This window comes from Parapedobacter sp. GCM10030251, from assembly GCF_042666505.1.
GTDB lineage: Bacteria > Bacteroidota > Bacteroidia > Sphingobacteriales > Sphingobacteriaceae > Parapedobacter.
On record NZ_JBHTDN010000001.1, the window covers coordinates 198,748 to 220,050 of the forward strand.

Below are 21,303 nucleotides of genomic sequence, written 5' to 3' on the forward strand. Positions count from 1 at the left end.
CGAAACAAAAATACAGATCGGCGAGTGCTACTTTTTCTTACTTTTGATGTATCGTCGCAACTGTTTTACCGCCAATGGCTGATACAAACGCGCCTGTTACGTTGGATTTTTATGCGGTATTTACCTTGTTGGGTATCGTACAGGCGCTCTTTCTGTCGTTGTTTTTCCTCGGGGCTGGCAATCGAGAAAAGCCTTTTAACGTATTTCAAGGGTGGATGCTAATCTGCATGGCACTCAGTCTGGTGGAAATTTTCCTGCTGTATACCGGTTATATTGTCCGCGTGCTCTACTTGGTTGATTTTTCGGAAACCCTCAGCTTGCTGATCGCGCCGCTGTTTTTTTTGTCGGTCAAGTCGCTGTTAAAGGGGAAGATAGGAAAGAACGAGGTCGCCGCACACCTTGCTATTCCGGTTTTGTATTTGTTGTCTTCCTTACCCTACCTCCTTTCTTCCGAAGACGTTAAGTTCAATGCATGGATCGTATCGTATCAGCTAAACATTCCACTCCGTGAAATCGACCTGCCGTGGTGGTGGTCCATGCCCTTTTTTCGCCTTACGCTCTTCCATACAAATATCCTGGTTGCTTTTTTCTGCCTATACTTCTTGATGGCCGCCGGATTGCTGGCGGAGGCGTTCAAGAATAGGAACGAGCGACTGCTGGCTCCGAAAACGCAAGCCCTTAAAACAGCGCGGGCATCGGCTATCCAGTTTCTTGCTTTGTTGTTGATTGTTATCATTGTGAAACTACTGAACCCAAACGACACGGGCGACCAGATCATTGCAACCTGCATTTCCATGAGCGTTTATATTACCAGCTTTATCGTCGTCAAAAATTCCGGCTTTTTCAGGCAGGTTCCGCTTACCGAGGAGGGGAAATACAAAAGGTCGAATTTGTCTGCTGACGATAAGACACGGATAGCCGACCTGCTGTCCCGGATAGTGGAGGAGAGGAAGCTCTTCGCCTCAGCTGACATCAGCTTGGCTAAACTCGCTGCGGAAATCCGGACGACACCCCACGTCGTTTCGCAGGTCATCAATGAGCAATTCGGCAAGGGTTTTTTCGAATGGATCGGCGAGTACCGCATCGAGGAGTCCAAAGTGCTGTTGAAGCAATATCCCAACTATAAGATCGAAGAAATCGCCGACCGGGTAGGGTACAGTTCCAAGTCGTCATTCAATACCTCCTTCAAAAAAATTACCGGCATGACGCCCTCACAATACCGGCAGTGCTAAAAGGCGTTCGATTTTATAAATTCGTACGTCCTGCCGATAAAATCGTTCTTTTCCCGTCAATCGAAACGTTTTTTTTGGCTGAAAATTCAAAGAAAATGAAAACTGCGATTACACGGCGACATGACCTCGACTGGTTGAGGTTTCTGGCCATTTTGATTTTGTTGTTTTTCCATACGGGTATGTGGTTCAATACCTTTGGATGGCATGTGAAAAATACGGAACTAAGTTCCGCATTTGACTACTGGATGATATGGTTGCATTGCTGGCGCATGCCGTTGCTGCTGTTTATCTCGGGAGCTGGTACGTATCTTGCGCTCGGGAAACGGTCGCCGCGCCAATTCGCCGGCGAGCGTGTCAGGAGGTTGTTTATCCCCCTGGCATTCGGGATGTTTGTCATTGTTCCCCCGCAGATCTATTTTGAACACATCGGCCGGTACGATAATTACTGGGATTTTTATCAGACGGTATTCGAATTCATCCCCTATCCGCAGGGCAGTTTCAGCTGGCACCACCTGTGGTTCATCGCTTACCTGCTGGTGTATAGCTTGGTTGCGCTGCCGCTGCTTGTGTTTCTGAAATCGTCGCGATCAACCAGCTTCAAAGCAATGCTCTACCGCGTGGTGGGTAGGCCGTGGGGATTGGTTTTCGTGCCTGCGCTGTTTATTTTACTGACGCAGGTATTGCTCCGGCCTTATTTTCCGGAAGAAACACATGGACTGATTGACGATTGGGCATTTCTTGCGTTATATGGCTGTTTTTTCTTTTTTGGAATGTTATTGTACGCTACGCCCGAGCTGTGGGAGACCATAAGGCTGAGTCGTTTTTATGTGTTGGTCGCCGCATTGTCGGTGGTGATTCCCTTTTATGGGGGATTTCTGCACATGCGGGATGTGATCTCGTTGCCGCTGACAACCGGGGCCGCGGAGCTCATGTTTGACGTATCGGCCATTCTCCTGGGTTGGTTTACAGTCATCGCCGTGGTTGGGTACGCGCAACAGTATTTAAATCGGCCTCACCCCTGGCTGGTACACATAAACGAGGGGCTTTATCCTTTTTATATCCTGCATCAGACGGTAATCATCTGGATAGGTTATTACATCTCCCGATTGGATTGGGGGATTTTTGCAAAATTCTGGGCGATCAGTATCCTGACATTGTTCGCGTGCCTGGGGTTTTATTGGGTATTTATCCGCCCCTTCAACGTCGTTCGTCTGTTGTTTGGGATGAAGTGGAAGAAAAGGAACGGGCACCGTACCGTTAACGGTGTCAACATTGAGCATCGGGCGCATGACGGCACCCTGCCATGAAAGCCCTTACAGGTTGACCGTCAGCTTCAATACCGCCATACGCCCACGTAGGTCGTATCGGCTGTAGCCGAACTGATTTGCCGATACGCTGTATGTTTCATATTTCGTAACGTTAGCCAAATTGGTAATGTTCAGCTCGATGTCGGTATTCCATTTGTTCAGCTTGTATCGGATATTGGCGTCGGCAAAGAGATAACGGATGGCTTCCGACTGTGCCTGACTGGTGTATTGATGGCGGCCGCTGAGACGCAGAAAGGTGTTCCGGAAAGGTGAATACAACAGACTCATCGATTGGTCGTAACGTTGTATACGCCTCTCTGGCACACGCATGGCCGTTCCGGTAGCGATCAGCTGGCTCGCGGTCCAGGAGCCGGTGCCTTCGTAGCTGACGCTGATGCGGTCCCACAGGCGGGCTTCAATGCTTGGTGTAATACTGGCTGTGATATGGTTGTATGGCAGCAATTCGCCATTCAGCAATTGGTTGGCCCGCGAGGTGCTCCACGAACCTTTCAGGGCCGCTGTAGCACCAAGGGCAAAGACGTATTTGCTGATGCCGGCATTCAAACTGAAGGTGCTGATCGTGTTGTCATAAGGCACCAGCACCGTGTTGATAATGTTGTCCGTGACGACATTGGACGCGATGGTGTTGCTTATGGCATGACTGTAATCGATGCCGGCATTCAGGAACAGCATGCTGATGTTTCGCTGAAAATGGTAGTTCAATCCCATGTTGTGACCATAGCGTTCTTCCAGGGCGGCGTCGTTTGCTTTCAAACTGCGGTAATTGGTGAGGATGGCGCCGCGGTAGATGCTGTTGATGTTGCCCATATGGTTGCTGTACCCATAATTGAGCGATAGATAATCCTCCGGAGTGGTGTTGTATTTGGCTCCGAACGATGGATTGAATAACAGGCGTTCGTTTTGCTCGTCGAGCGCAAACCCGGCGTCTTTGTAGGTAATGCGTTGCCAGGTAAGTGGAAGGGAAAGCATCACCTCCCAAGGGCCTTCCTTGAGTTCATACGTGGCGTTCAGCTGGGCGTGGTGCCTTTGCCAGTACAGGTCGTTTTCCAGGCTGCCGGCGTAAGGCAGCTGCTCGCCGTTGGCTTGCGTCAGGTGGAGCTGCGAATGGAGCTGCTGCCATTCGTTAAGCGCGCTTAGGCGGTAGTATTGCGTGATTAAGCCCTGGGGGATGCGGTAGCCCGCAGATAAAGTATTGAACCATGTAGGCGTTTCGGTATACTGGTATAAGGCCTCGAAGGGTTCGCCTTCATTCAATACATCCGCATTGATGCCGGGGGCGACGTGAAGGGTTTGCGGTCGGCTGAAATGATTGAGGTACCAGTTGAAACTCAGGATATGCCGGTTTTGGAGCGCGGGCACATATTCCAGTGTATTGGAAAAATCAAGTACCCGGGTGCGGAGGTGCTGCACCATATCCACGGTGTTGCTGGCCAGCGACGAATTGCCGGTTTCGCCTGAATAGCCGATTTTCAGTGCATTATTGAAGTAATACGTTTCTTGGTTGACCTGGCCATTGAGCGAAATGTCTATCAAGAAAGGGTTTCGGTTCAGCTGTTGGATTTCGCTGTACCGTACGGTGTCATCGGTGAGGTATAAGTCGTTGGTGCTGTAATAATCCAGATGGTTGTTGTCCAGCATCAGCCCGACGTTGGATCTCAGTTGCAAACCATTTTTCAGGTTGACGAGGTTGTTGGCGTTCAACGAGCCGGAGTTGTTGACGTAAAAACGATGGGTTGGAAGCGCCGGATTACCTACGGTTCCCGACGACAGCAGCTCCGATGGACGCGTATTGCCCATTCGGGAAAGTTGACCGGCCTTGTTGAAGGCTGTGAAGTCGGTACCCAGATCGACACCTACGTTGTTGGCTTTGGCGGCATGGAGCATTTTGTTCTTTTTATTAAATAGCATGGTGTTCAATTCGCTGTCATACTGCGCCGGAAATCCACCCCCGGGCCGGGCCTGACCGGTGAGCTCCAGACGGGCTTCATCCTTGATGACGAGGTTCAGGGCGACGTTTTCGGAGCGTGTCTTGCCTTGCAGCACTTTCAACGGCTGGTGATTTTGTAACACCTCCACGCCTTTGACCATCGCATGGGGTATGGTTTTCGTACCGATGGCATATTTATCGTCCAACAGGTCATCGCCATCCACATAAAAATTGGATATGGCTTTGCCATTGTATTTGATCTGGCCATTTTCTTCAACTTCCACACCCGGCATCCGTTTCAGTACGTCGCCGATGGTACGATCCTCGGCCTTGGTGAACGAAGCAACATCATAGGTCAATGTGTCCCCTTTCAAGCTGATTTTCGGGCGGCTTTTAACCTCCACTTCCGCCAAGTCGATGGCTTGTTCGTCCATAACGATATCGTAGCGTTTCGTTCCGGCGGAAAGCGGTATACGTACGTTTTTATAGCCGAGGTGATTCACCTCAAGGTGCAGGTCTGCGATAGCGATCGTATCGCGCCAGGCCAGCGTAAACGCGCCGGCATCATTGCTGGTTTTGAATGCGACCACACGTTGTTGCGTGTTTTTGAGCGTGACGCTGGCAAGGGATACCGGCGTGCCATCCCTGGTGGCCAGCGTACCGTGTATCTGTCTGGTTTGGGCGAGGAGGGAGGCCGACCAACATACAAGAACGAATAGGGATGCCGCTTTCATCGCTTCGATGTTAGTTGACCAGCTCCAAGGGGTTATTCGGTCGTTTCATCTTGCCTTCTCTCATGGCCATCTCACGCATGGCCTGGAATTGTTCCGGACTGAGCTCCCGGCCGTTTTGGTCTTTCATGACGATTTTCCGCTCGATCTTGGCGCCCGCAGGTGCCTCGATGTTACGCATGGCATAGGCCATAGGGTTTTTGTCAAACGCGGCTTTGGCCTTCGCAAATGCTTTGGCGGTGGTGGTTTGCGCATCTTCGGGTAGGGCAATCTCAACACCTGGCCCCGTTTCCTTATCAAAGCCGGCGTAGCGGAAAATGACTTCCCCCTTGCTGTCTTCGGCTTCAAGGATAAGGCCGGGCAGGCCATGCAGCTTCCAGGGGCCGTAGGGAAATGGCAGCTCCATGGTAAACCATGCGGTATAAAGGCGGCCGCCGAATGCGCCCGTTGCCTGCTGGCACATATATCCGCCGATTTCTTTGGCTGTTTCGCTGATTTGCCAGTCGATTTGCGGATAATCCTGCGGAATGATATACGTGGTTGAGCCGAGGGTATTGGCGACAAATGCCTCGTTTTTTTTCGGAAATAGGTAAAGCGTTTCGCTGGAGATGTGCGGTGCACTTACGAAAAGCCGTGACCGGTTGGTGCCGTTTCTTGCATCCGCATTGCTGCCATCCGCACGCTGCCGGTTTTCTATGTCCTGTTTCATCTTGGCCAGAGTCGCTGCGCGCGTAAAGCTGTTGTACATAGCCGATTGCCTGCCGATGTAGACGATCATTTCCTCCTTGCGGGGATTATCCCGGAAGTTGGTGTCATCTACATGGATCAGTTCGTATTTGATGTGCATCAACGCGCTATCCGCCTGCTGCGCCTGCATGTACGCGATCTGGCAGAAAATACATCCCGCCAGCAACATGATCCTCATTGAAATGTTTTGTGTATCCATGATTTCAAATTTTTTTATGGTAACCGGAAGCAAATGTAGCCGGGCGGGGGTGAAGGGAAGGGGTTTTGAGTGTTAAGCAGTGTTAAGCAAGGCGCACTGTGTTAAATACTGTTAACGAATGTTATTTGATGTTATACTTGGCGCGTACGCTACTGAAACCGAAGAACGTTTTCTAGTTTTGTAAGATGATGTCGAAACGGATCCGCTTCATCGTGATTATTGTGGCGTGCGCATTGGCCGGGATTTTCCTATTCCAGGGATATTGGTTGTATAACTCGTACCGGCTTTCCACTCAGCAGTTCGATCGGGAGGTGATGGAGGTGATGAGACACCTTGAACGCAGTCACGCGCTGGCCGATATGGAAGCCATGGGTTTTTTCTCGGACAGTGCAGGCCAGCACGATCGGGAGCGGATGATGAAAACGGTAGATTTTCTACTGTCGGGCCCGCATGTGCCGTCCGGCAGACCCGTGAGCAAACGTTTCACGGATCGAAAATTGATCACGGAATCGCGGGTAACATTTACCTATCGGGATGATACGGTGGATATCGGTAGAAGGATCCATTTGGACAGTGTGATGAAATTCCGGACGTTTTTCGGGGATTCACTGAAGCTGATCCGGGCGAATAAGGATGGTGAGTTGGTTGCGCTCCATACAGCATACAGGTATACCAACAATGATTTTGCAGAGTTTGCGACGCCGTTGATTCATGAAATTGACTCACTTCTGGAGGCGAGTGGTATCGGTGCTGCCTTTTCCGTCAGATTAAGTAATCTGAACGCGAAAGGTGATGAGTATGTCTCAGATAGTGCGTCTTTCGACAGGCAGCCGGTACGCATCGGCCGGGAGGCTAAAATCGGTCTGCTCAGGCCTTATCGGCTTACATTGGCGATCGGCAACGATATCGTCTATATCTTAAAAAACATGCTCTGGGTGTTGATGGCATCACTCGCGATCGTTGGGATTACCATTTGGGCATTTGTTGCTATGCTGCGTACCATTTTTCAGCAAAAGCGACTGTCAGACATTAAAAATGATTTCATCAACAACATGACGCATGAGTTCAAGACGCCCATTGCTACGGTATCCCTGGCTGTGGAAGCGATGCAGCATTTCGATGTGATGAGCCGGCCCGAACAGGCAAAGGAATACCTGAATATCTGTCAACACGAATTAAAGCGGATATCGGTGATGGTGGAGAAGGTGCTCAAAATGGCGGTATTTGAGCGGATGGATCTGAAATTATCGCTCCAAAAGACTGATTTTGGAAAGTTGGTGCATGATGTAATTGAAAACATGCGCCCGCAGTGGGAGAAAAAGGCGGCGAAGCTTTCTGTACAAGGCCTGGGAAGCCACGCGGAGGCGATGATCGATCGGGATCATATCGCTAACGTAGTGTACAACCTGATTGACAATAGCTTGAAGTATACCGACAAACGCCCGGAAATAGCAGTGTCGTTCGGGACCACGGACGACGGCCGGCTCCGGTTTTCGGTGACTGATAACGGCATAGGCATCCCCACGGTTTACCGGGAACGGATCTTTGAGAATTTTTTTCGCGTGCCTACCGGAAACATTCACAATGCCAAAGGATTTGGACTGGGATTGGGGTATGTAGCAGCAATTGTCAAGAGACATCAGGGTCACATCGATGTGAAAAGCACCGTCGGCGAAGGTACTACGTTCGCCATCACCCTGCCTACAGGTATTCACCTCAACACAACTATTTAGTTTGAAAATCATGGAGCAAACCGGAAAAATCAAAGTACTGCTGGCAGAGGATGAGCCATTCTTAGGCAAAATCGTAAAAGAAAGTCTGGAGTCGAGGAATTTTCATGTGTTGTGGGTACAAGATGGCTTGAAGGCCTATTCAGCATTCCGGTCGTTCGATCCGTCGATATGCATTGTTGACGTGATGATGCCTACCAAAGATGGGTTTACACTCACCGAAGATATCCGTAAGGTAAACGACCGTGTGCCCATTATTTTCCTTACGGCTAAGTCGCTTACGGAAGATGTCGTGAAAGGGTTCGAACTCGGCGGTAACGACTACCTGAAAAAGCCCTTTAGCATGGAGGAGCTGATTGTCCGGATGAACGCCTTGCTGGATAGGACAACCAAGGTGAAGACCTCTTGTCATGAACAATTCACTATCGGTAGGTACAGGTTCAATAACGCTACACAGGAACTTGTCCTGGGGGAAGACATCATTAGGCTTTCCTTCCGGGAATCGGCGCTGCTGAAAATGTTGATTGAACATAAAAACCAGGTGCTCGACCGTAAGGTTGCGTTGGATTATCTTTGGGGAAGCGACAGTTTTTTTAACGCCAGAAGCATGGATGTTTTCATTACCAAGCTCCGTAAACATCTGAAAAGCGATGATGATATCGGAATTGTGAATATCCGGGGAATTGGATACAAGCTAATAGTGGGAGGTGCAGCAGAAGCATAAAAAAGGGGTACTCATTAGGAATACCCCTTTTTTATCTTGGCGTTGTAAAGATTACTGAGCCAATGAATCCAACGAGTCGATTGCACGGGAACCGATTGAATCGATAGAATCCGTAACTGCATCAACTTCTTGTTCGATTTCGTTTGTCAATGAATCGGCAGTTTGCTCGCTTTGAGAAGTTGTGTTGTTGCAAGCTGCAATCCCTAAAGTAAGAGCTAGACCTAAGAAACCGAATTTAAATACGTTTTTCATTGTAATTTTCTTTTTTGGTTAAAACAAATTTGTTTATTTTATCCATTAATACGCTGGTTTCAGAAAGGTAACCCAAAATTTTAAAAAAAATTGAAGGAGAATTTCAATACGGAAATTCAACGCTTTGTAAGAAACAAAAGAATGCCGTATCTTGTGATCCATGGCAAACCTGGAATTCAATCAGAATGAAGACCTAAACAAGCAGGCCGCCTCCGAATTGAAAAATCGGCTGAAGAGGGTATGTGACGGAGGAGGGCCGGCGGCTGCCGAAAAACAGCATGCCAAGGGCAAGCTATTGGCCCGTGAACGGATCGCTTACCTATTGGACGAGAATAAGCCTTGGCTGGAAGTCGGAGCGTTGGCTGCTGAAGACATGTATACCGAATACGGGGGATGCCCGTCAGCGGGGGTTGTTGCAGGTATCGGCTACATAGCGGGAAGGCAGTGCGTGATAGTGGCCAATGACGCGACGGTAAAGGCCGGTGCCTGGTTTCCGATGACTGTCAAAAAAAATCTTCGTGCCCAGGAAATCGCTATGGAAAACAGACTGCCAATCATTTATCTGGTGGATTCGGCGGGCGTATTTCTGCCCATGCAGGATGAGATTTTTCCCGATAAGGACCACTTCGGCCGGATCTTCCGAAACAACGCCCGCATGAGCAGTGAAGGCATCATACAGATAGCCGCAATTATGGGGGCCTGCGTGGCCGGTGGGGCCTATCTTCCAATTATGAGCGACGAGGCGATGATCGTCGAGGGGACCGGATCTGTGTTCCTGGCTGGTTCATATCTGGTTAAATCGGCGATCGGTGAATCCGTCGACAACGAGACCCTGGGGGGCGCTACCACACATTGTGAAATTTCGGGGGTCACAGATTACAAGCAACCAGACGACAAGACCTGCCTGGATTCCATTCGTAACATCGTGGGAATGCTCGGGAAACCCAAGGATGCAGGTTTTGACCGAATAAAGCCCACTTCACCAAAGCTCGATGAACGGCAGATCTACGGGATTCTGCCGTCGTCGCGTGAAAAACCGTATGACATGAAGGAAATCATACTTCGGTTACTGGATCAGTCGGAATTTGAGGAATACAAGGCGCTGTATGGAAAGAGCATTATTTGCGGATGGGGTCGGGTGGAAGGTTGGGCAGTGGGAATCGTCGCAAATCAACGAAACGTGGTGAAGAATGGAAAAGGGGAGATGCAACTCGGCGGTGTCATTTATTCGGACGCGGCGGATAAAGCGACCCGATTTATCATGAATTGTAATCAGCGGAAAATACCGCTGGTATTCCTACAGGATGTAACCGGTTTTATGGTAGGTAGCCGGGCTGAGCAGGGAGGAATTATCAAGGACGGGGCCAAAATGGTCAACGCAGTGGCCAATTCCGTTGTGCCTAAAATTACGATTGTGATAGGTAACTCCTACGGCGCGGGAAACTACGCGATGTGCGGCAAAGCCTACGATCCGAGATTGATTTTCGCGTGGCCATCTGCCAAGATCGCCGTAATGGGCGGTGCCCAGGCAGCGAAGACGTTGCTGCAGATACAAAAAGCATCGGTAAAGGCTAAAGGCGAAGAAATTGGCGATAAAGAGGAAGAAGTGCTGCTTAGGGACATCGCGGAACGTTACCAGGCCCAAACCACTCCGTATTATGCCGCAGCAAGGCTTTGGGTGGATGGCGTCATCGACCCACTGGAAACCCGGAAAGTGATTTCCTTGGGTATCGAGGCAGCCAATCAGGCCCCCATTGAAAAGCCGTTCAATGTCGGGGTAATACAGACGTAGTCATCCCTGCGTCCATTCGGATAGACGTATCGCCTGAGCGATCTTTGCGTGGAAATACAAGCAAAAACACAAAAAAAGAAAAAGCCGATGTTTGCAAAAATCAAAAAAGCGTATCAATTATTCAAAAATATTGATTTCGAGCAGTTAGATCGATTATCACGTAAAGTGGACCTGCCCAAGGTCATGGAATCTTTTTCCAAGCTGGATGAAAAACAGCTCAATGGTCTGATGAAGATGCTGGAGGGTGGAAAACCCAAAAAGGAACTTCCACCTATTAACGGTGATTTTTATGAATTGCATCTCCGGCTAAATGAGGAAGATCGAAAACTCCAATTGAAAGTGAGGGACTTTATGGAACGTAAAATAAGGCCGCTGGTTAATCACTATTGGCTTCGTGATGAATTCCCTTTTGAAATTATCCCCATGCTAGCAAAATTGGATATCTGCGGTCTGACTTATCAAGGGTATGGATGTGCGGGTAGATCATCCCTCATGGAAGGGATCGTCGCTATGGAAATTGCCCGGATTGATGCTTCTGTGGCTACGTTTTTCGGTGTGCAGAGCGGATTGGCCATGGGATCGATTTACCTGTGCGGCTCCGACGAGCAGAAACAGGAATGGTTGCCAGCCATGCAACAGATGAAGTTGATTGGAGCATTCGGCTTGACCGAGCCCGAAGTCGGGTCCGGGGCGGCCGGTGGGTTGACTGTGACAGCCCGGAAGACGGCCTCCGGTTGGGTGCTCAATGGACAAAAAAAATGGATCGGCAATGCCCCGTTTGCAGATGTAACGATCATTTGGGCGAAAGACATGGAAGATGGCGAAGTAAAGGGCTTTTTGGTACGAAAGGGTACGCCGGGCTTTTTCGTGGAGAAAATAAAAGGAAAAATGGCTCTGCGAATCGTTCAAAACGGGCTGATTACGCTGACCGATTGCGTGGTTGAAGAAAGTGATCGACTGCAAAATGCACACTCTTTCAAAGATACGGCGAAGGTGCTGCAACTAACCCGGGCCGGGGTGGCCTGGATGGCCGTAGGCTGTGCACGGGGCGCTTATGAAAATGCGCTGGACTACACGCGCAAACGCAAGCAATTCGGTAAACCGATCTCGTCTTTTCAACTGATCCAGAACCACCTCGTAGAGATGCTCTCCAACCTTACCGCCATGCAGACATTGGTGTATCGCCTGTCCGAGCTACAGGATGCAGGTAGGTTACGCGACGAACACGCTTCATTGGCGAAGGTATTCTGTACGCTTCGTACACGGGATATCGTGAGCCGCGCGCGGGAAGTAATGGGAGGCAATGGCATCCTGCTTGAGTATGATGTAGCTCGTTTCCTAGCCGATGCTGAAGCCATCTATTCATACGAAGGCACAAAAGAAATCAATTCACTAATCGTAGGTAGATCGATTACCGGTTTTAGCGCATTTGTGTAAACAATGAGGCCGGAATATATCCGGCCTCTCGTAGATTTATTTCTTTCCTTTTCCTTTGGCCTGAGCCTGCTGCTGCCGCATATACTCTTCCATACGCTGCTGGAATTTGGATTTTTTCTTCTGCGATTCGGGCTTTTTCTTATTGGCCTCGATGATAGCCAGAATTTTGTCGTCGTTGATCATCTTGCGGATGACTACCTGTTGGCCGAAAGTAAAGACAGTGGAGAGAAAATAGTAGTAGTTTAATCCAGCTGGGAAACTATTCAATACAAACAGGAAAATTAGTGGCATAAAATAGCCGATGTATTTCATCTGCGCATTGGCCGCGCCGGAAATGGTGTTGTTATACCAGGTCGATAACAAGGTTGCCACCGTCATCAGAATACACATCAAACTGATGTGATCCATGCCGATAAGCGGTAGGGGTGGAAACGTTATGGGCGAGTCGTAAGTCGATAGATCCTTAACCCAAAGGAAGCTCTCGCCTCGCAGTTCAAAAAGGTTTGGGAAGAAGAAAAAGAAGGCAATGGTAAAGGGCATCTGTAAAAGGAGCGGAATACAGCCGCCCAGCGGATTAACACCCGCCTGCTTATACAATTTAAGATATTCCTGTTGCAACAATGCGGGATTGTCCTGTCCTACTTTTTCTTTGATTTGATCCATCTCGGGTTTGAGCACGCGCATCTTGGCCATGGAGACATAAGACCGATAGGTGAGCGGAGATAGTACCAGTTTCAGCATCACGGTCAGGATCAGGATCACCAATCCGTAGCTCCAATGGAAGCCGTCAAGAAAGTTGAACACCGGAATGGTAATGAAACGGTTGATCCATTTCATCGGCCCCCAGCCCATGTCGATTTGCTTTTCCAGACCGTAGCCGTGTGCTTTCAATACCTTGTATTGGTTTGGGCCGAAGAAAAAATGCATGGGATAGGTGTTGATGTCCTGCCGGTTGAAATCCAGGCGCAGATTTGCCGAAAACAGCTTGACGATGTGGTCATCAGCGCTCGTATATACATTGATTTTACCACCACTGAAGCCGTGATCGGATATCAAGACGTTGGAGAAAAAGTGTTGTTTGAAGGATATCCATTCCACTTTGTTATTGACTTCTTCTTCGTCGTCTTTAGCGGTGTTCAAATGGTCAATTTCCCCGTCAGCCAGTGCATAGTACAACGTCGAACGTTCCCGTTCGCTTTTTATATCCTTTTCTTTTTGAGAAAGCGATGCCTCCCAGTTAAGTACCAGTTGGCTTTCGGTTGGAGCGATCACATCCTGCAGACCCTTGGTAACGATGGTAAAACCGAGGTTGTAATCTTCACCTTTGATCGAATAAATGTAATCAATGTATTTGTCCTGCGCATACGTTAACCGGAACGTAACCGAAGCGGAGTCTTGCCCCGATACTTGTACATTGCTACCTTCAGCAGAAAAAAACAGGTCATTGGTACTGATGTTTTTTCCGGCTGCCGAGAAAAACAAGCCGAATTTGTTATGTTCGCCTTCAAACAGCATGAGCGGTTGACCGTCATAGGTCTTTTGGTCCTTGAGTTCGACAGACTTTACACGCCCGCCTTTTGTACTAATGTTGGCACGGATGTGTTCATTTTCGAGGGTAAGTATTTTTTCTTCTCCAACGGTAGCCCTGCCGAACGGACTATTTAATATAGCTGAATCGAGCACGGGAGCAACTGCTGCGGCGCTGTCGGTTTTTATGGTTTCGACGCCGGCCCGCGCCCGGGCAAGGGAATCTTGTAATTGGCGCTCGCGTTTAATTTCCTCTTCCGAGGGCTTTAATACATAAAAGGAACCCGCGATGATGACAAAGATTAAAACGAGGCCGGTGATTGAGTTTTTATCCATTTTCTAAATTTGCGCTATTTCTGCTTCGATGCTTTGCTGTGGGCCAAAGAAGCGGCTACAAAGCTAACAAAAAGTGGGTGAGGATTTGCAACTGTTGACTTTAATTCGGGGTGGAATTGGCCCGCAACGAAAAAGGGGTGGTTTTTGAGCTCAACGATTTCCACCAAGTTATTCTTAGGGTTAATGCCGGAGGCGATCATACCGGCTGCTTCGTACTGCGCAAGGTAATCGTTATTGAACTCATACCGGTGGCGATGACGTTCCGATATTTTACCCTTTCCATAAATGGCTGCAGCTTTCGTTCCCTTTTTGATTTCGCATTCATAAGCGCCCAACCGCATAGTGCCGCCCATGTTTTTTACTTGCTTTTGTTCTTCCATGAGATGGATTACCGGATGCTTCGTTGTCGGGTCCATTTCATAACTATTTGCGTTTTTCAGATTCAGGACGTTCCGCCCGAACTCGACCACCGCGCATTGCATGCCTAAGCAAATGCCGAAAAAAGGAATGTTGTTCTCCCGGACGTAACGTATAGCGGCCAATTTGCCTTCCAGTCCGCGCTCGCCGAACCCAGGGGCCACCAATACGCCGCAAACTCGCCTAAGTTTTTCGGCAACATTGTCGTTGTTTATACTTTCCGCCGCAATGTACTTCACCCTCACTTTGCATTCATTCATGGCACCTGCATGGATAAACGCTTCATTGATCGATTTATAGGCATCGGGTAACTCCACATATTTGCCAACCAATGCCACCGTTACCTCGGCGGTGGGATTCTTCAGCTTGCCGAGAAAAATCTTCCAGCTTTCTAAGTCGGGCTCGTTTTTCGTAGATAGCTTAAGTTTGGTCAGTACCGTCTTGTCCAACTGTTCTTTCAGCATGAGCAAGGGCACGTCGTATATCGACGGTGCATCAATGGATTCAACTACCGCGTTGATGTGAACATTGCAAAACAAGGCGAGCTTTTTACGGATGTCGGAATTAAGATGATGTTCGGTCCGGCAAACCAATATATCCGGCTGTATGCCATATTCCAGCAGTGTTTTTACCGAATGTTGGGTTGGTTTGGTTTTTAGCTCACCTGCTGCTGCGAGAAAAGGCACGAGGGTCAAATGGATGACCAGGGAACTGTTGCTTCCTAATTCCCAGCGCAGTTGCCGCACCGCTTCAATGAAAGGAAGCGACTCGATATCACCTACCGTACCACCAAGTTCAGTGATGATGATGTCGTAATGGCCGTCTTTGCCCAATAGGCACATTCTCCGCTTTATTTCATCAGTAATATGCGGCACTACCTGAACGGTTTTGCCGAGGTAGGCACCTTCACGCTCCTTATCAATCACATGCTGGTAAATGCGGCCGGTGGTCACGTTATTCGCCTGAGAAGTCGGAGCGTTTAGGAAACGCTCATAATGCCCAAGGTCCAAATCGGTTTCCGCTCCGTCTTCCGTGACGTAGCATTCGCCGTGTTCATAAGGATTCAGTGTGCCTGGGTCAATGTTGATGTAAGGATCAAATTTCTGGATAGTAACCCGGTAGCCGCGCGCTTGAAGAAGCTTGGCTAAGGATGCCGAAATAATACCTTTCCCCAACGACGAGGTAACGCCGCCCGTAACAAAAATGTATTTAGTCATGACAAATTTTGGGTGTATTTTATACGCTGTTTACGCTAAAGAAGCTGTAATCATCACGTTTGTGTACGGGATGCAAAGATATGGATTTTTTATGAAATGCGGATAACTTTTCATTTGGTTTATCGGTAAATGTGAAGCATGATTTAAAGAATGGAATTACTAACGGAAAGAACGCTAGCTTCAGGTGTTGACTTCGGGAAAATAAAAAGAGGTTGCTCTTTGAAAGCAACCTCTTTTATCCATCTTTAAAGAATGAGATTAGAATCTTTTCGATTTAATGCGTGCCGCTTTACCGGTAAGGCCACGAAGATAATACAGTTTTGAGCGGCGTACTTTTCCGTAGCTGTTGATTTCTATTTTCTCAATGTTAGGCGAATTGATTGGAAAAATACGCTCTACACCCACACCGTTGGAAATTTTTCGCACGGTGAAGGTTTGGTTTGCACCAATGCTATTGCGTTGGATAACAACACCTTGGTAGACCTGAATACGCTCTTTGTTTCCTTCGCGAATTTTATAGTGAACGCTAACGGTATCCCCAGCCTTGAATGCGGGAACCTCATTTTTCGTTACCGCCTGCTCTTCTACAAATTTTACTAAATCCATGATTTTGAGTAATTAATGACGATTATTATCCCGTAAAAATCGAGCTGCAATATTAGTGATTATTTTTTGAATACGAAAGTTGTTTTTCAAAAAAGAATTACATTGATGTTTTGAAATTTGGAATTAATTTTTACCTTTGCAAACCCTTACGAGGACGGGGTGTAGCGTAGCCCGGTATCGCGCCTGCTTTGGGAGCAGGAGGTCGTAGGTTCGAATCCTGCCACCCCGACGGACAAAAAGCCCTTGCGAAAGCAAGGGCTTTTGTTGTTTTATAGCCAGCAAAGCGTGCTTTTGCGCGCTGAGGCATTCCCTTCCAATCAGCTAAGCCTGGATTTATAATTTTCTGTCTAGCCAATGAATAATATTGAGCAGAAATCGGGCATTTTGTGTCGCTTCGGGGTGATTCATGCCCCTCTTTTCACTTTTGACGCCTTGGAGCTGCGCCGAAAAGGGTGCCCCATCTCCGAATATGACGATTCTGCCTTTGCCGAATTTTAAGTATGCGCCATTCACTAATCCCCTTCCGGAAATAGAGGGGATCGTGTCTGATAACCGTTTTTTTATTTGGGAAACTTGGCTGGGCAGATAGATTTGGTAATCGTCGCCCAGCACGGAAATAACCTGGGCATGGGATGGAACGAGGAACCCCGTTCCACCCCAGCACCGAATGCTATCGACCTCTTTGCCGGGGCGGCTGGTAATCTCATTTGACAGAAGTGTCTTTTTTTCTTTTGAGAATACTTCCGACCGGCCGTCCTTTCGGATCGCGAAGCCATTTAGTATGTTGATTCCAAATCTTCCTGCCAGTTCATTGACTGAGGCACCACAGGGCATGTGATCCGTGACCAGAAATAAACTCCCTCCATCAGCCACCCAATTGGAGAGTTCATCTATTTCTTCTGGCGAAAAGGCCGATCTCGCTGGCAGATCCCAGTCCTCCATATCATACATGGCATTTACGGTCACATAGATCTTTACTTTTTTTAGAAGCTCGAATGTTACCTTTTCTTTGCTGCTTACCACCTGATAGCCGTCACTTACGAGCAGTTTGCCAAAAGGGGCATAAGCTCCCCTTAAGGTCGATGCATTATTATGCGCTTCGTCAAATAGGACTTGGGGGCCGCTTCCTGCCATGTATGTAGGGGTAGGAATCGGATAGTAGAACGTTTCGTCTGCCACTTGCTGTGCGATCCCGTCCGACGCCCAAAAGACTAGCGCACACCAAATGAAAAAACCTGGGCTGGCTAATTTCTGCATGGTCATCGGCTATTCTGCTTTGAGCCATATATCGTCCGCAAAGCAGGTGACTTGCACAGCCTGTCCATCGTTCAATAAAAACGTCAGCGGGAAAGTACCGTCGTCATTCAGGAAAAAAGTTTCTGATCGGGGTGTAAAGGTTACCTGTTTATTGTCCCATAGCTGTTTTATGGTCAATCCGTTTGCTGATGGCTGGATATGGAGTTTAAGGTTATGATCGTCCTGCAGGATATACGTTCCTTCGAGCCGTTTAAGCTGTGCGGCCGATAGCTGCTTGACCTTCTTGGGATCAAACCCGACTTTTACCGTAATGATTCTTCCCATAAGCTTGGCGTAAGTAAACTGACCGGCGTCGTCCTTTAGGAACTCAATTTTGTGACCTTCTTTTTCTGATTCAAAGTTTGTCCCATTGAGCTGGATGAGCGGATATTCTTTTCCATCCCATACTTGCTTGGCAAAAAGTACCTTGTCTTTTACCTCAAATTGAATGAAGCCTGCTTTACTGGGAAACTGGTAATACCCTGAAAATTCTTCCAGCGGTACCGTTTTAGCTGGCTGGCTTTCTCCTTGCGCGAAACAGTTCGTTAAAAGAAATGCGCTTCCGAATAAAATGCTGCCGATGACCCGACGGATTTTCGGGGCGATTGCAGACTTGAATAAGTTCATTGTCTTCATAATCATTTTTTTTTATGGTGCAATGATAACGCTCCGGCAATTGGAAGAAGTTCGGATGGATGCAACTGAACAGCTCTGCGGTCAACTAGCCGCTGAATTTGCTTTAATGTATTCTTTAGGGGTGAGGTTTGTGGCTTTTTTAAAGGTCGTATAGAATGTCGTTTTGGAGTTGAAGCCGGCTCTGATGGCAACCCCGAGCATATCTAAATGCCGGGTGTCCTCTGATAATAAAAGTGTTTTTGCTTCCTCCGTCCGCAACTCATTAATAAATTGATAAAAGCTCTTGCCAACTCCATTATTCAGGACGTAGGATAGTTCATGTGTACTGATGCCTATTTTAGCTGAAAGTACGGAAAGCGTCAGGCTTGGGTCGAGATATAGTTTTTCACCAACGGTCTTTTGCATAATTGTTAGCTTAAGTTCTTCAACCTGCTCAAGGGTAAGCCGTTCATTGAGCACTTTTTTGGGTGCTGTTTCGTCTTTTTCCTCCGGTTGATAAGTTTCGACGGCATAAATTGATTTTTGAGTAAGTGTTGAATAGGCTAACAGGATGATCCCCAAAAAATATAGGATAGGGGAATAGTGCGTTACGTGGATGTTTGATAAACTCAGTATACGGATGAGAATCAGGATTAATACGGAAATTAAGAGGTATTTTAGCCATTCCAGGTCTATTTTTTCGGTAAACGAAGCTACCATTTTTACGTTCTTTTGGTGACGACGAAGCAGCGAGAAACAAACGACCCAATAATAAACCATCTGGCCGAAGAAAAAATACCGGACGATAAACCCGATCCACGGCGGCAATGCCGGCAGATGGTTTTGGGCATTAAACAGAATCGGCATCAAGTAGACCAGCGAAAATACAAGGAAAAGCAGGAAAGGAACAAAATGGATAAGCCAGTCCTTTTTTGGCAGAAAAGGGGATGTGTAATGGGTTACCGCCATATAAAGGCAGGGAAGCATCGCCCATCTAGGCAGTTCTAGCAGGTGGATCAGGAAGCTTCCGCCGATTCCAAATCCTTCCAGAAAAAGCTGGGTAAAACTGCATGCCATGATGCAATAGAATGCTCCAAGCCATCGGTTGGCTTGGATATTCGCTTTGTCAAACCCGACAAAAACCAGGGATCCCAATAGCCATAATGCTCCGCCTGAAAAGGCGTAGAAAGCAGCTAAGGTATTTATTTCAGACATTGGATACTTCGGACTGTTTCGTAAATGTAGGTATTTGCGTGAAAAGTGTAAACTACATATTCCAGATCGGAATCCCGATCCAGCCGTGAATTGAAAATAATGTCACCAAATAAAACAAGAATAGGACAATGAAAGCCAAGGGAAACTTGATCCATTTACTGCGTATCTGCGGCCAGCGTCTGTACAGTAAATAGGCTCCGATCAACACACCTATTCCGAAAAAAAGCATACCGGCGAAAATAGAAAAACTGGTTGTATTCAGCGTCGTAAACAATTCATTATTCGCGGCATCCGTCAATCCCAGTTTACGATAGGCGAGCAAGAAACTGATCGTTCCGATGGCGGGCAAGCCTAAAATGCCAAAGTCTATTGCTTTTATTTTTCTAAACAGGACCAACGGTAATCCGATAACCGTATAGATCAGGGACAACAGCGCGGCAAGCAGTCCCAGATGAATAAGTGCTTTTTGGAATAGGATCGGTCCATACGACGTTTTACTATAAAAACCATTTCCATAACCCTGAAAGAAAGGACGTCCTTCGTGATCACGACCCACAATAAGCGAGGGGATAATGTTTCCTTTTAATCGAAAAATATGATTTCCCATGTGTATTAAAGAGTCGATCTGTCCGTTTCCCCTTTCGACCACCAGTTTGTCCGCATCTATCGACAAAAGGTAGATCCCATCGAATATTCTCTTGAAAAATTCCCACCTTTCATTCTTGGGATTCATAAATTGGTAGTACCCCAGCATCGGTGCCATTTTTGACGGGTCTATCTTCACACTGCGCATGGTGGGGTGGTCGATGGCTTTGGTTAAAAAGTCTTCAATGAGCTGGGAGACGGGCCAGAGATTGGTATTGCAATTGGCCGCAATTGTATAGGCCAGACCTGCTTCCCGGTTGAAAAATATCCAGGAGACGAATCCTTCTCCCTTCCCGTTGTGCCCCCTGAATGTTATTTTTTTGTTGTTTGGGAATAGGTCGTTACCCAAGGCATATCCCGCCTGTAGCCCACTTTGACCCGCTAGTGTGCTGTGAACTTTTTCCATTTCCAAAATAGCTTTTCCATCCAGTAGATCAACGTTGCTGTTTTGGTCGGCATTTAAAAGGTATTGCATAAATTTGGCCATATCTGCAGCGTCCGATACCAACGATCCGCAAGCCCCGTTGCCGCTTGGCCCGTACAGAGGAAGAAGTGTGTATTTCCCATCGCTAAAGTTATAACCTTTCGCGTACGAAGGCAGCCTTTCACCGTTTAGATCAAATCGTGTATGATCCATCCCCAACGGTATAAGCAGTGCCTGATGGATATAGTTGTCCCAAGGAACGCCCGATACTTTCTCTATTACATACCCTAAAACATTATATCCCGGATTCGAATAGGACATCATTTTACCGGGTTTCCAACGGGAATTCAGCGAGTTCGCTACCGCTTTTACGCCGACTATCCCTTTTAGCGGTTTTCCGGTGATATTTACCATCTTGTTCAATTGTATATCTTCGAACGCAGCGGTGTGTTCTAACAGGTGGACAACCCTAACAGGGTGGGTAGACTCCCATTTGTTGCTAAAGGGAATTTCGGGTGCGATTGCCTGCAATCGGTCATTGAGGTCTAATTGACCCAATGCTATCAATTTCTGGATACCCATTGCTACAAAGAATGTTGTAATGGACGCCAGGTGAAATTGTGTTGTGTGGTCGACTTTTATTTTTTGTTCCAAGTCTGCATACCCCAATCCTCCCGAAAACAAGATGCTGTCTTTCTTTACGATGGAAATCAGTAACCCGGGTATGTGTTCTTTCTGCAGAACGGTATCGATTTCTCTGAGCAATTGGTCTGTTTCTGATATCGGAGAATCATTAAACTGCGGCTGCGCAAATGCCTTATTGGCTACCAATGTTGTGAAAAAGAGGATTAAAAATGGTAGGGTCTGCTTGTTCATTATGATTATTTTTTTGTGAAAGTAACCAGG

The 21,303-nt window shown here is 47.7% G+C and carries 16 protein-coding genes and 1 tRNA gene; 7 read left to right on the forward strand and 10 right to left on the reverse strand.

All coding sequences use genetic code 11. From position 1 onward, the window contains the following. The first annotated feature begins 74 nt into the window (after window positions 1–74). On the forward strand, window positions 75–1,232 hold the full coding sequence (locus tag ACFQRK_RS01040; RefSeq protein WP_379002760.1) for a helix-turn-helix domain-containing protein: 1,158 nt from the start codon (window positions 75–77) through the stop codon (window positions 1,230–1,232). A gap of 95 nt (window positions 1,233–1,327) precedes the next feature. Then, window positions 1,328–2,539: an acyltransferase family protein gene (locus ACFQRK_RS01045; protein ID WP_379002762.1), complete on the forward strand. Its 1,212-nt coding sequence runs from the start codon at window positions 1,328–1,330 to the stop codon at window positions 2,537–2,539. A gap of 6 nt (window positions 2,540–2,545) precedes the next feature. Here the strand turns inward: ACFQRK_RS01045 and ACFQRK_RS01050 are convergent, their stop codons facing one another. Both ACFQRK_RS01050 and ACFQRK_RS01055 read right to left on the reverse strand, forming a co-directional pair. After that, the gene (locus ACFQRK_RS01050; RefSeq protein WP_379002765.1) at window positions 2,546–5,221 is read right to left on the reverse strand and encodes a hypothetical protein; all 2,676 of its coding nucleotides are present in this window, start codon (window positions 5,219–5,221) and stop codon (window positions 2,546–2,548) included. Between the two features lie 10 nt (window positions 5,222–5,231). Further along, window positions 5,232–6,164 (reverse strand): GLPGLI family protein, encoded by a 933-nt coding sequence (locus ACFQRK_RS01055; RefSeq protein ID WP_379002767.1) that lies wholly within the window; start codon window positions 6,162–6,164, stop codon window positions 5,232–5,234. Between the two features lie 185 nt (window positions 6,165–6,349). Here ACFQRK_RS01055 and ACFQRK_RS01060 point away from each other — a divergent pair, with 185 nt between their 5' ends. Continuing rightward, window positions 6,350–7,897: a sensor histidine kinase gene (locus ACFQRK_RS01060; RefSeq protein ID WP_379002769.1), complete on the forward strand. Its 1,548-nt coding sequence runs from the start codon at window positions 6,350–6,352 to the stop codon at window positions 7,895–7,897. A gap of 10 nt (window positions 7,898–7,907) precedes the next feature. Then, the gene (locus tag ACFQRK_RS01065; protein ID WP_379002771.1) at window positions 7,908–8,618 is read left to right on the forward strand and encodes a response regulator transcription factor; all 711 of its coding nucleotides are present in this window, start codon (window positions 7,908–7,910) and stop codon (window positions 8,616–8,618) included. Window positions 8,619–8,669: 51 nt separating this feature from the next. Here ACFQRK_RS01065 and ACFQRK_RS01070 read toward each other — a convergent pair whose 3' ends face one another. Next, on the reverse strand, window positions 8,670–8,870 hold the full coding sequence (locus tag ACFQRK_RS01070; protein ID WP_379002773.1) for a hypothetical protein: 201 nt from the start codon (window positions 8,868–8,870) through the stop codon (window positions 8,670–8,672). A gap of 160 nt (window positions 8,871–9,030) precedes the next feature. Here ACFQRK_RS01070 and ACFQRK_RS01075 point away from each other — a divergent pair, with 160 nt between their 5' ends. Both ACFQRK_RS01075 and ACFQRK_RS01080 read left to right on the forward strand, forming a co-directional pair. Beyond that, complete coding sequence (locus ACFQRK_RS01075) at window positions 9,031–10,662, forward strand: acyl-CoA carboxylase subunit beta (RefSeq protein WP_379002775.1); 1,632 nt, start codon at window positions 9,031–9,033, stop codon at window positions 10,660–10,662. A gap of 87 nt (window positions 10,663–10,749) precedes the next feature. After that, complete coding sequence (locus tag ACFQRK_RS01080; RefSeq protein WP_379002777.1) at window positions 10,750–12,099, forward strand: acyl-CoA dehydrogenase family protein; 1,350 nt, start codon at window positions 10,750–10,752, stop codon at window positions 12,097–12,099. Between the two features lie 36 nt (window positions 12,100–12,135). On the opposite strand, the gene yidC is transcribed toward ACFQRK_RS01080, so the two are convergent. The 3 genes from yidC to rplS form a co-directional block, all read right to left on the reverse strand. Beyond that, window positions 12,136–13,962: a membrane protein insertase YidC gene (gene yidC, locus ACFQRK_RS01085; protein ID WP_379002779.1), complete on the reverse strand. Its 1,827-nt coding sequence runs from the start codon at window positions 13,960–13,962 to the stop codon at window positions 12,136–12,138. 14 nt (window positions 13,963–13,976) lie between these two features. After that, a complete protein-coding gene (locus tag ACFQRK_RS01090) occupies window positions 13,977–15,596 on the reverse strand; it encodes a CTP synthase (RefSeq protein WP_379002781.1) in 1,620 nt (539 codons plus the stop codon). A 258-nt stretch (window positions 15,597–15,854) separates the two neighbouring features. Continuing rightward, window positions 15,855–16,202 carry a 50S ribosomal protein L19 gene (gene rplS, locus ACFQRK_RS01095; RefSeq protein WP_379002782.1) on the reverse strand — a complete coding sequence of 116 codons (348 nt, stop codon included), beginning with the start codon at window positions 16,200–16,202 and terminating at the stop codon, window positions 15,855–15,857. A 155-nt stretch (window positions 16,203–16,357) separates the two neighbouring features. Between rplS and ACFQRK_RS01100 the strand changes: the two genes are divergently transcribed. Beyond that, window positions 16,358–16,431: transfer RNA gene (locus ACFQRK_RS01100), tRNA-Pro, on the forward strand. 104 nt (window positions 16,432–16,535) lie between these two features. Here the strand turns inward: ACFQRK_RS01100 and ACFQRK_RS01105 are convergent. From ACFQRK_RS01105 to ACFQRK_RS01120, 4 genes are all read right to left on the reverse strand, one after another. Beyond that, window positions 16,536–17,459 carry a hypothetical protein gene (locus ACFQRK_RS01105; RefSeq protein WP_379002784.1) on the reverse strand — a complete coding sequence of 308 codons (924 nt, stop codon included), beginning with the start codon at window positions 17,457–17,459 and terminating at the stop codon, window positions 16,536–16,538. Between the two features lie 9 nt (window positions 17,460–17,468). Further along, the gene (locus tag ACFQRK_RS01110) at window positions 17,469–18,134 is read right to left on the reverse strand and encodes a hypothetical protein (RefSeq protein WP_379002786.1); all 666 of its coding nucleotides are present in this window, start codon (window positions 18,132–18,134) and stop codon (window positions 17,469–17,471) included. Window positions 18,135–18,215: 81 nt separating this feature from the next. Beyond that, window positions 18,216–19,328 (reverse strand): helix-turn-helix domain-containing protein, encoded by a 1,113-nt coding sequence (locus ACFQRK_RS01115; protein ID WP_379002787.1) that lies wholly within the window; start codon window positions 19,326–19,328, stop codon window positions 18,216–18,218. Window positions 19,329–19,380: 52 nt separating this feature from the next. Continuing rightward, entirely contained in the window at window positions 19,381–21,273 is a 1,893-nt protein-coding gene (locus ACFQRK_RS01120; RefSeq protein WP_379002789.1) for a serine hydrolase domain-containing protein, read from the reverse strand. Window positions 21,274–21,303 lie beyond the last annotated feature (30 nt).

What these genes read in the sequence shown, in the direction of transcription:
- ACFQRK_RS01040 (WP_379002760.1), top strand. Translation starts at nt 75, where the DNA reads ATGGCTGATACAAACGCGCCTGTTACGTTGGATTTTTATGCGGTATTT.
- ACFQRK_RS01045 (WP_379002762.1), top strand. Translation starts at nt 1,328, where the DNA reads ATGAAAACTGCGATTACACGGCGACATGACCTCGACTGGTTGAGGTTT.
- ACFQRK_RS01050 (WP_379002765.1), bottom strand. Translation starts at nt 5,221, where the DNA reads ATGAAAGCGGCATCCCTATTCGTTCTTGTATGTTGGTCGGCCTCCCTC.
- ACFQRK_RS01055 (WP_379002767.1), bottom strand. Translation starts at nt 6,164, where the DNA reads ATGGATACACAAAACATTTCAATGAGGATCATGTTGCTGGCGGGATGT.
- ACFQRK_RS01060 (WP_379002769.1), top strand. Translation starts at nt 6,350, where the DNA reads ATGATGTCGAAACGGATCCGCTTCATCGTGATTATTGTGGCGTGCGCA.
- ACFQRK_RS01065 (WP_379002771.1), top strand. Translation starts at nt 7,908, where the DNA reads ATGGAGCAAACCGGAAAAATCAAAGTACTGCTGGCAGAGGATGAGCCA.
- ACFQRK_RS01070 (WP_379002773.1), bottom strand. Translation starts at nt 8,870, where the DNA reads ATGAAAAACGTATTTAAATTCGGTTTCTTAGGTCTAGCTCTTACTTTA.
- ACFQRK_RS01075 (WP_379002775.1), top strand. Translation starts at nt 9,031, where the DNA reads ATGGCAAACCTGGAATTCAATCAGAATGAAGACCTAAACAAGCAGGCC.
- ACFQRK_RS01080 (WP_379002777.1), top strand. Translation starts at nt 10,750, where the DNA reads ATGTTTGCAAAAATCAAAAAAGCGTATCAATTATTCAAAAATATTGAT.
- yidC (WP_379002779.1), bottom strand. Translation starts at nt 13,962, where the DNA reads ATGGATAAAAACTCAATCACCGGCCTCGTTTTAATCTTTGTCATCATC.
- ACFQRK_RS01090 (WP_379002781.1), bottom strand. Translation starts at nt 15,596, where the DNA reads ATGACTAAATACATTTTTGTTACGGGCGGCGTTACCTCGTCGTTGGGG.
- rplS (WP_379002782.1), bottom strand. Translation starts at nt 16,202, where the DNA reads ATGGATTTAGTAAAATTTGTAGAAGAGCAGGCGGTAACGAAAAATGAG.
- ACFQRK_RS01105 (WP_379002784.1), bottom strand. Translation starts at nt 17,459, where the DNA reads ATGCAGAAATTAGCCAGCCCAGGTTTTTTCATTTGGTGTGCGCTAGTC.
- ACFQRK_RS01110 (WP_379002786.1), bottom strand. Translation starts at nt 18,134, where the DNA reads ATGAAGACAATGAACTTATTCAAGTCTGCAATCGCCCCGAAAATCCGT.
- ACFQRK_RS01115 (WP_379002787.1), bottom strand. Translation starts at nt 19,328, where the DNA reads ATGTCTGAAATAAATACCTTAGCTGCTTTCTACGCCTTTTCAGGCGGA.
- ACFQRK_RS01120 (WP_379002789.1), bottom strand. Translation starts at nt 21,273, where the DNA reads ATGAACAAGCAGACCCTACCATTTTTAATCCTCTTTTTCACAACATTG.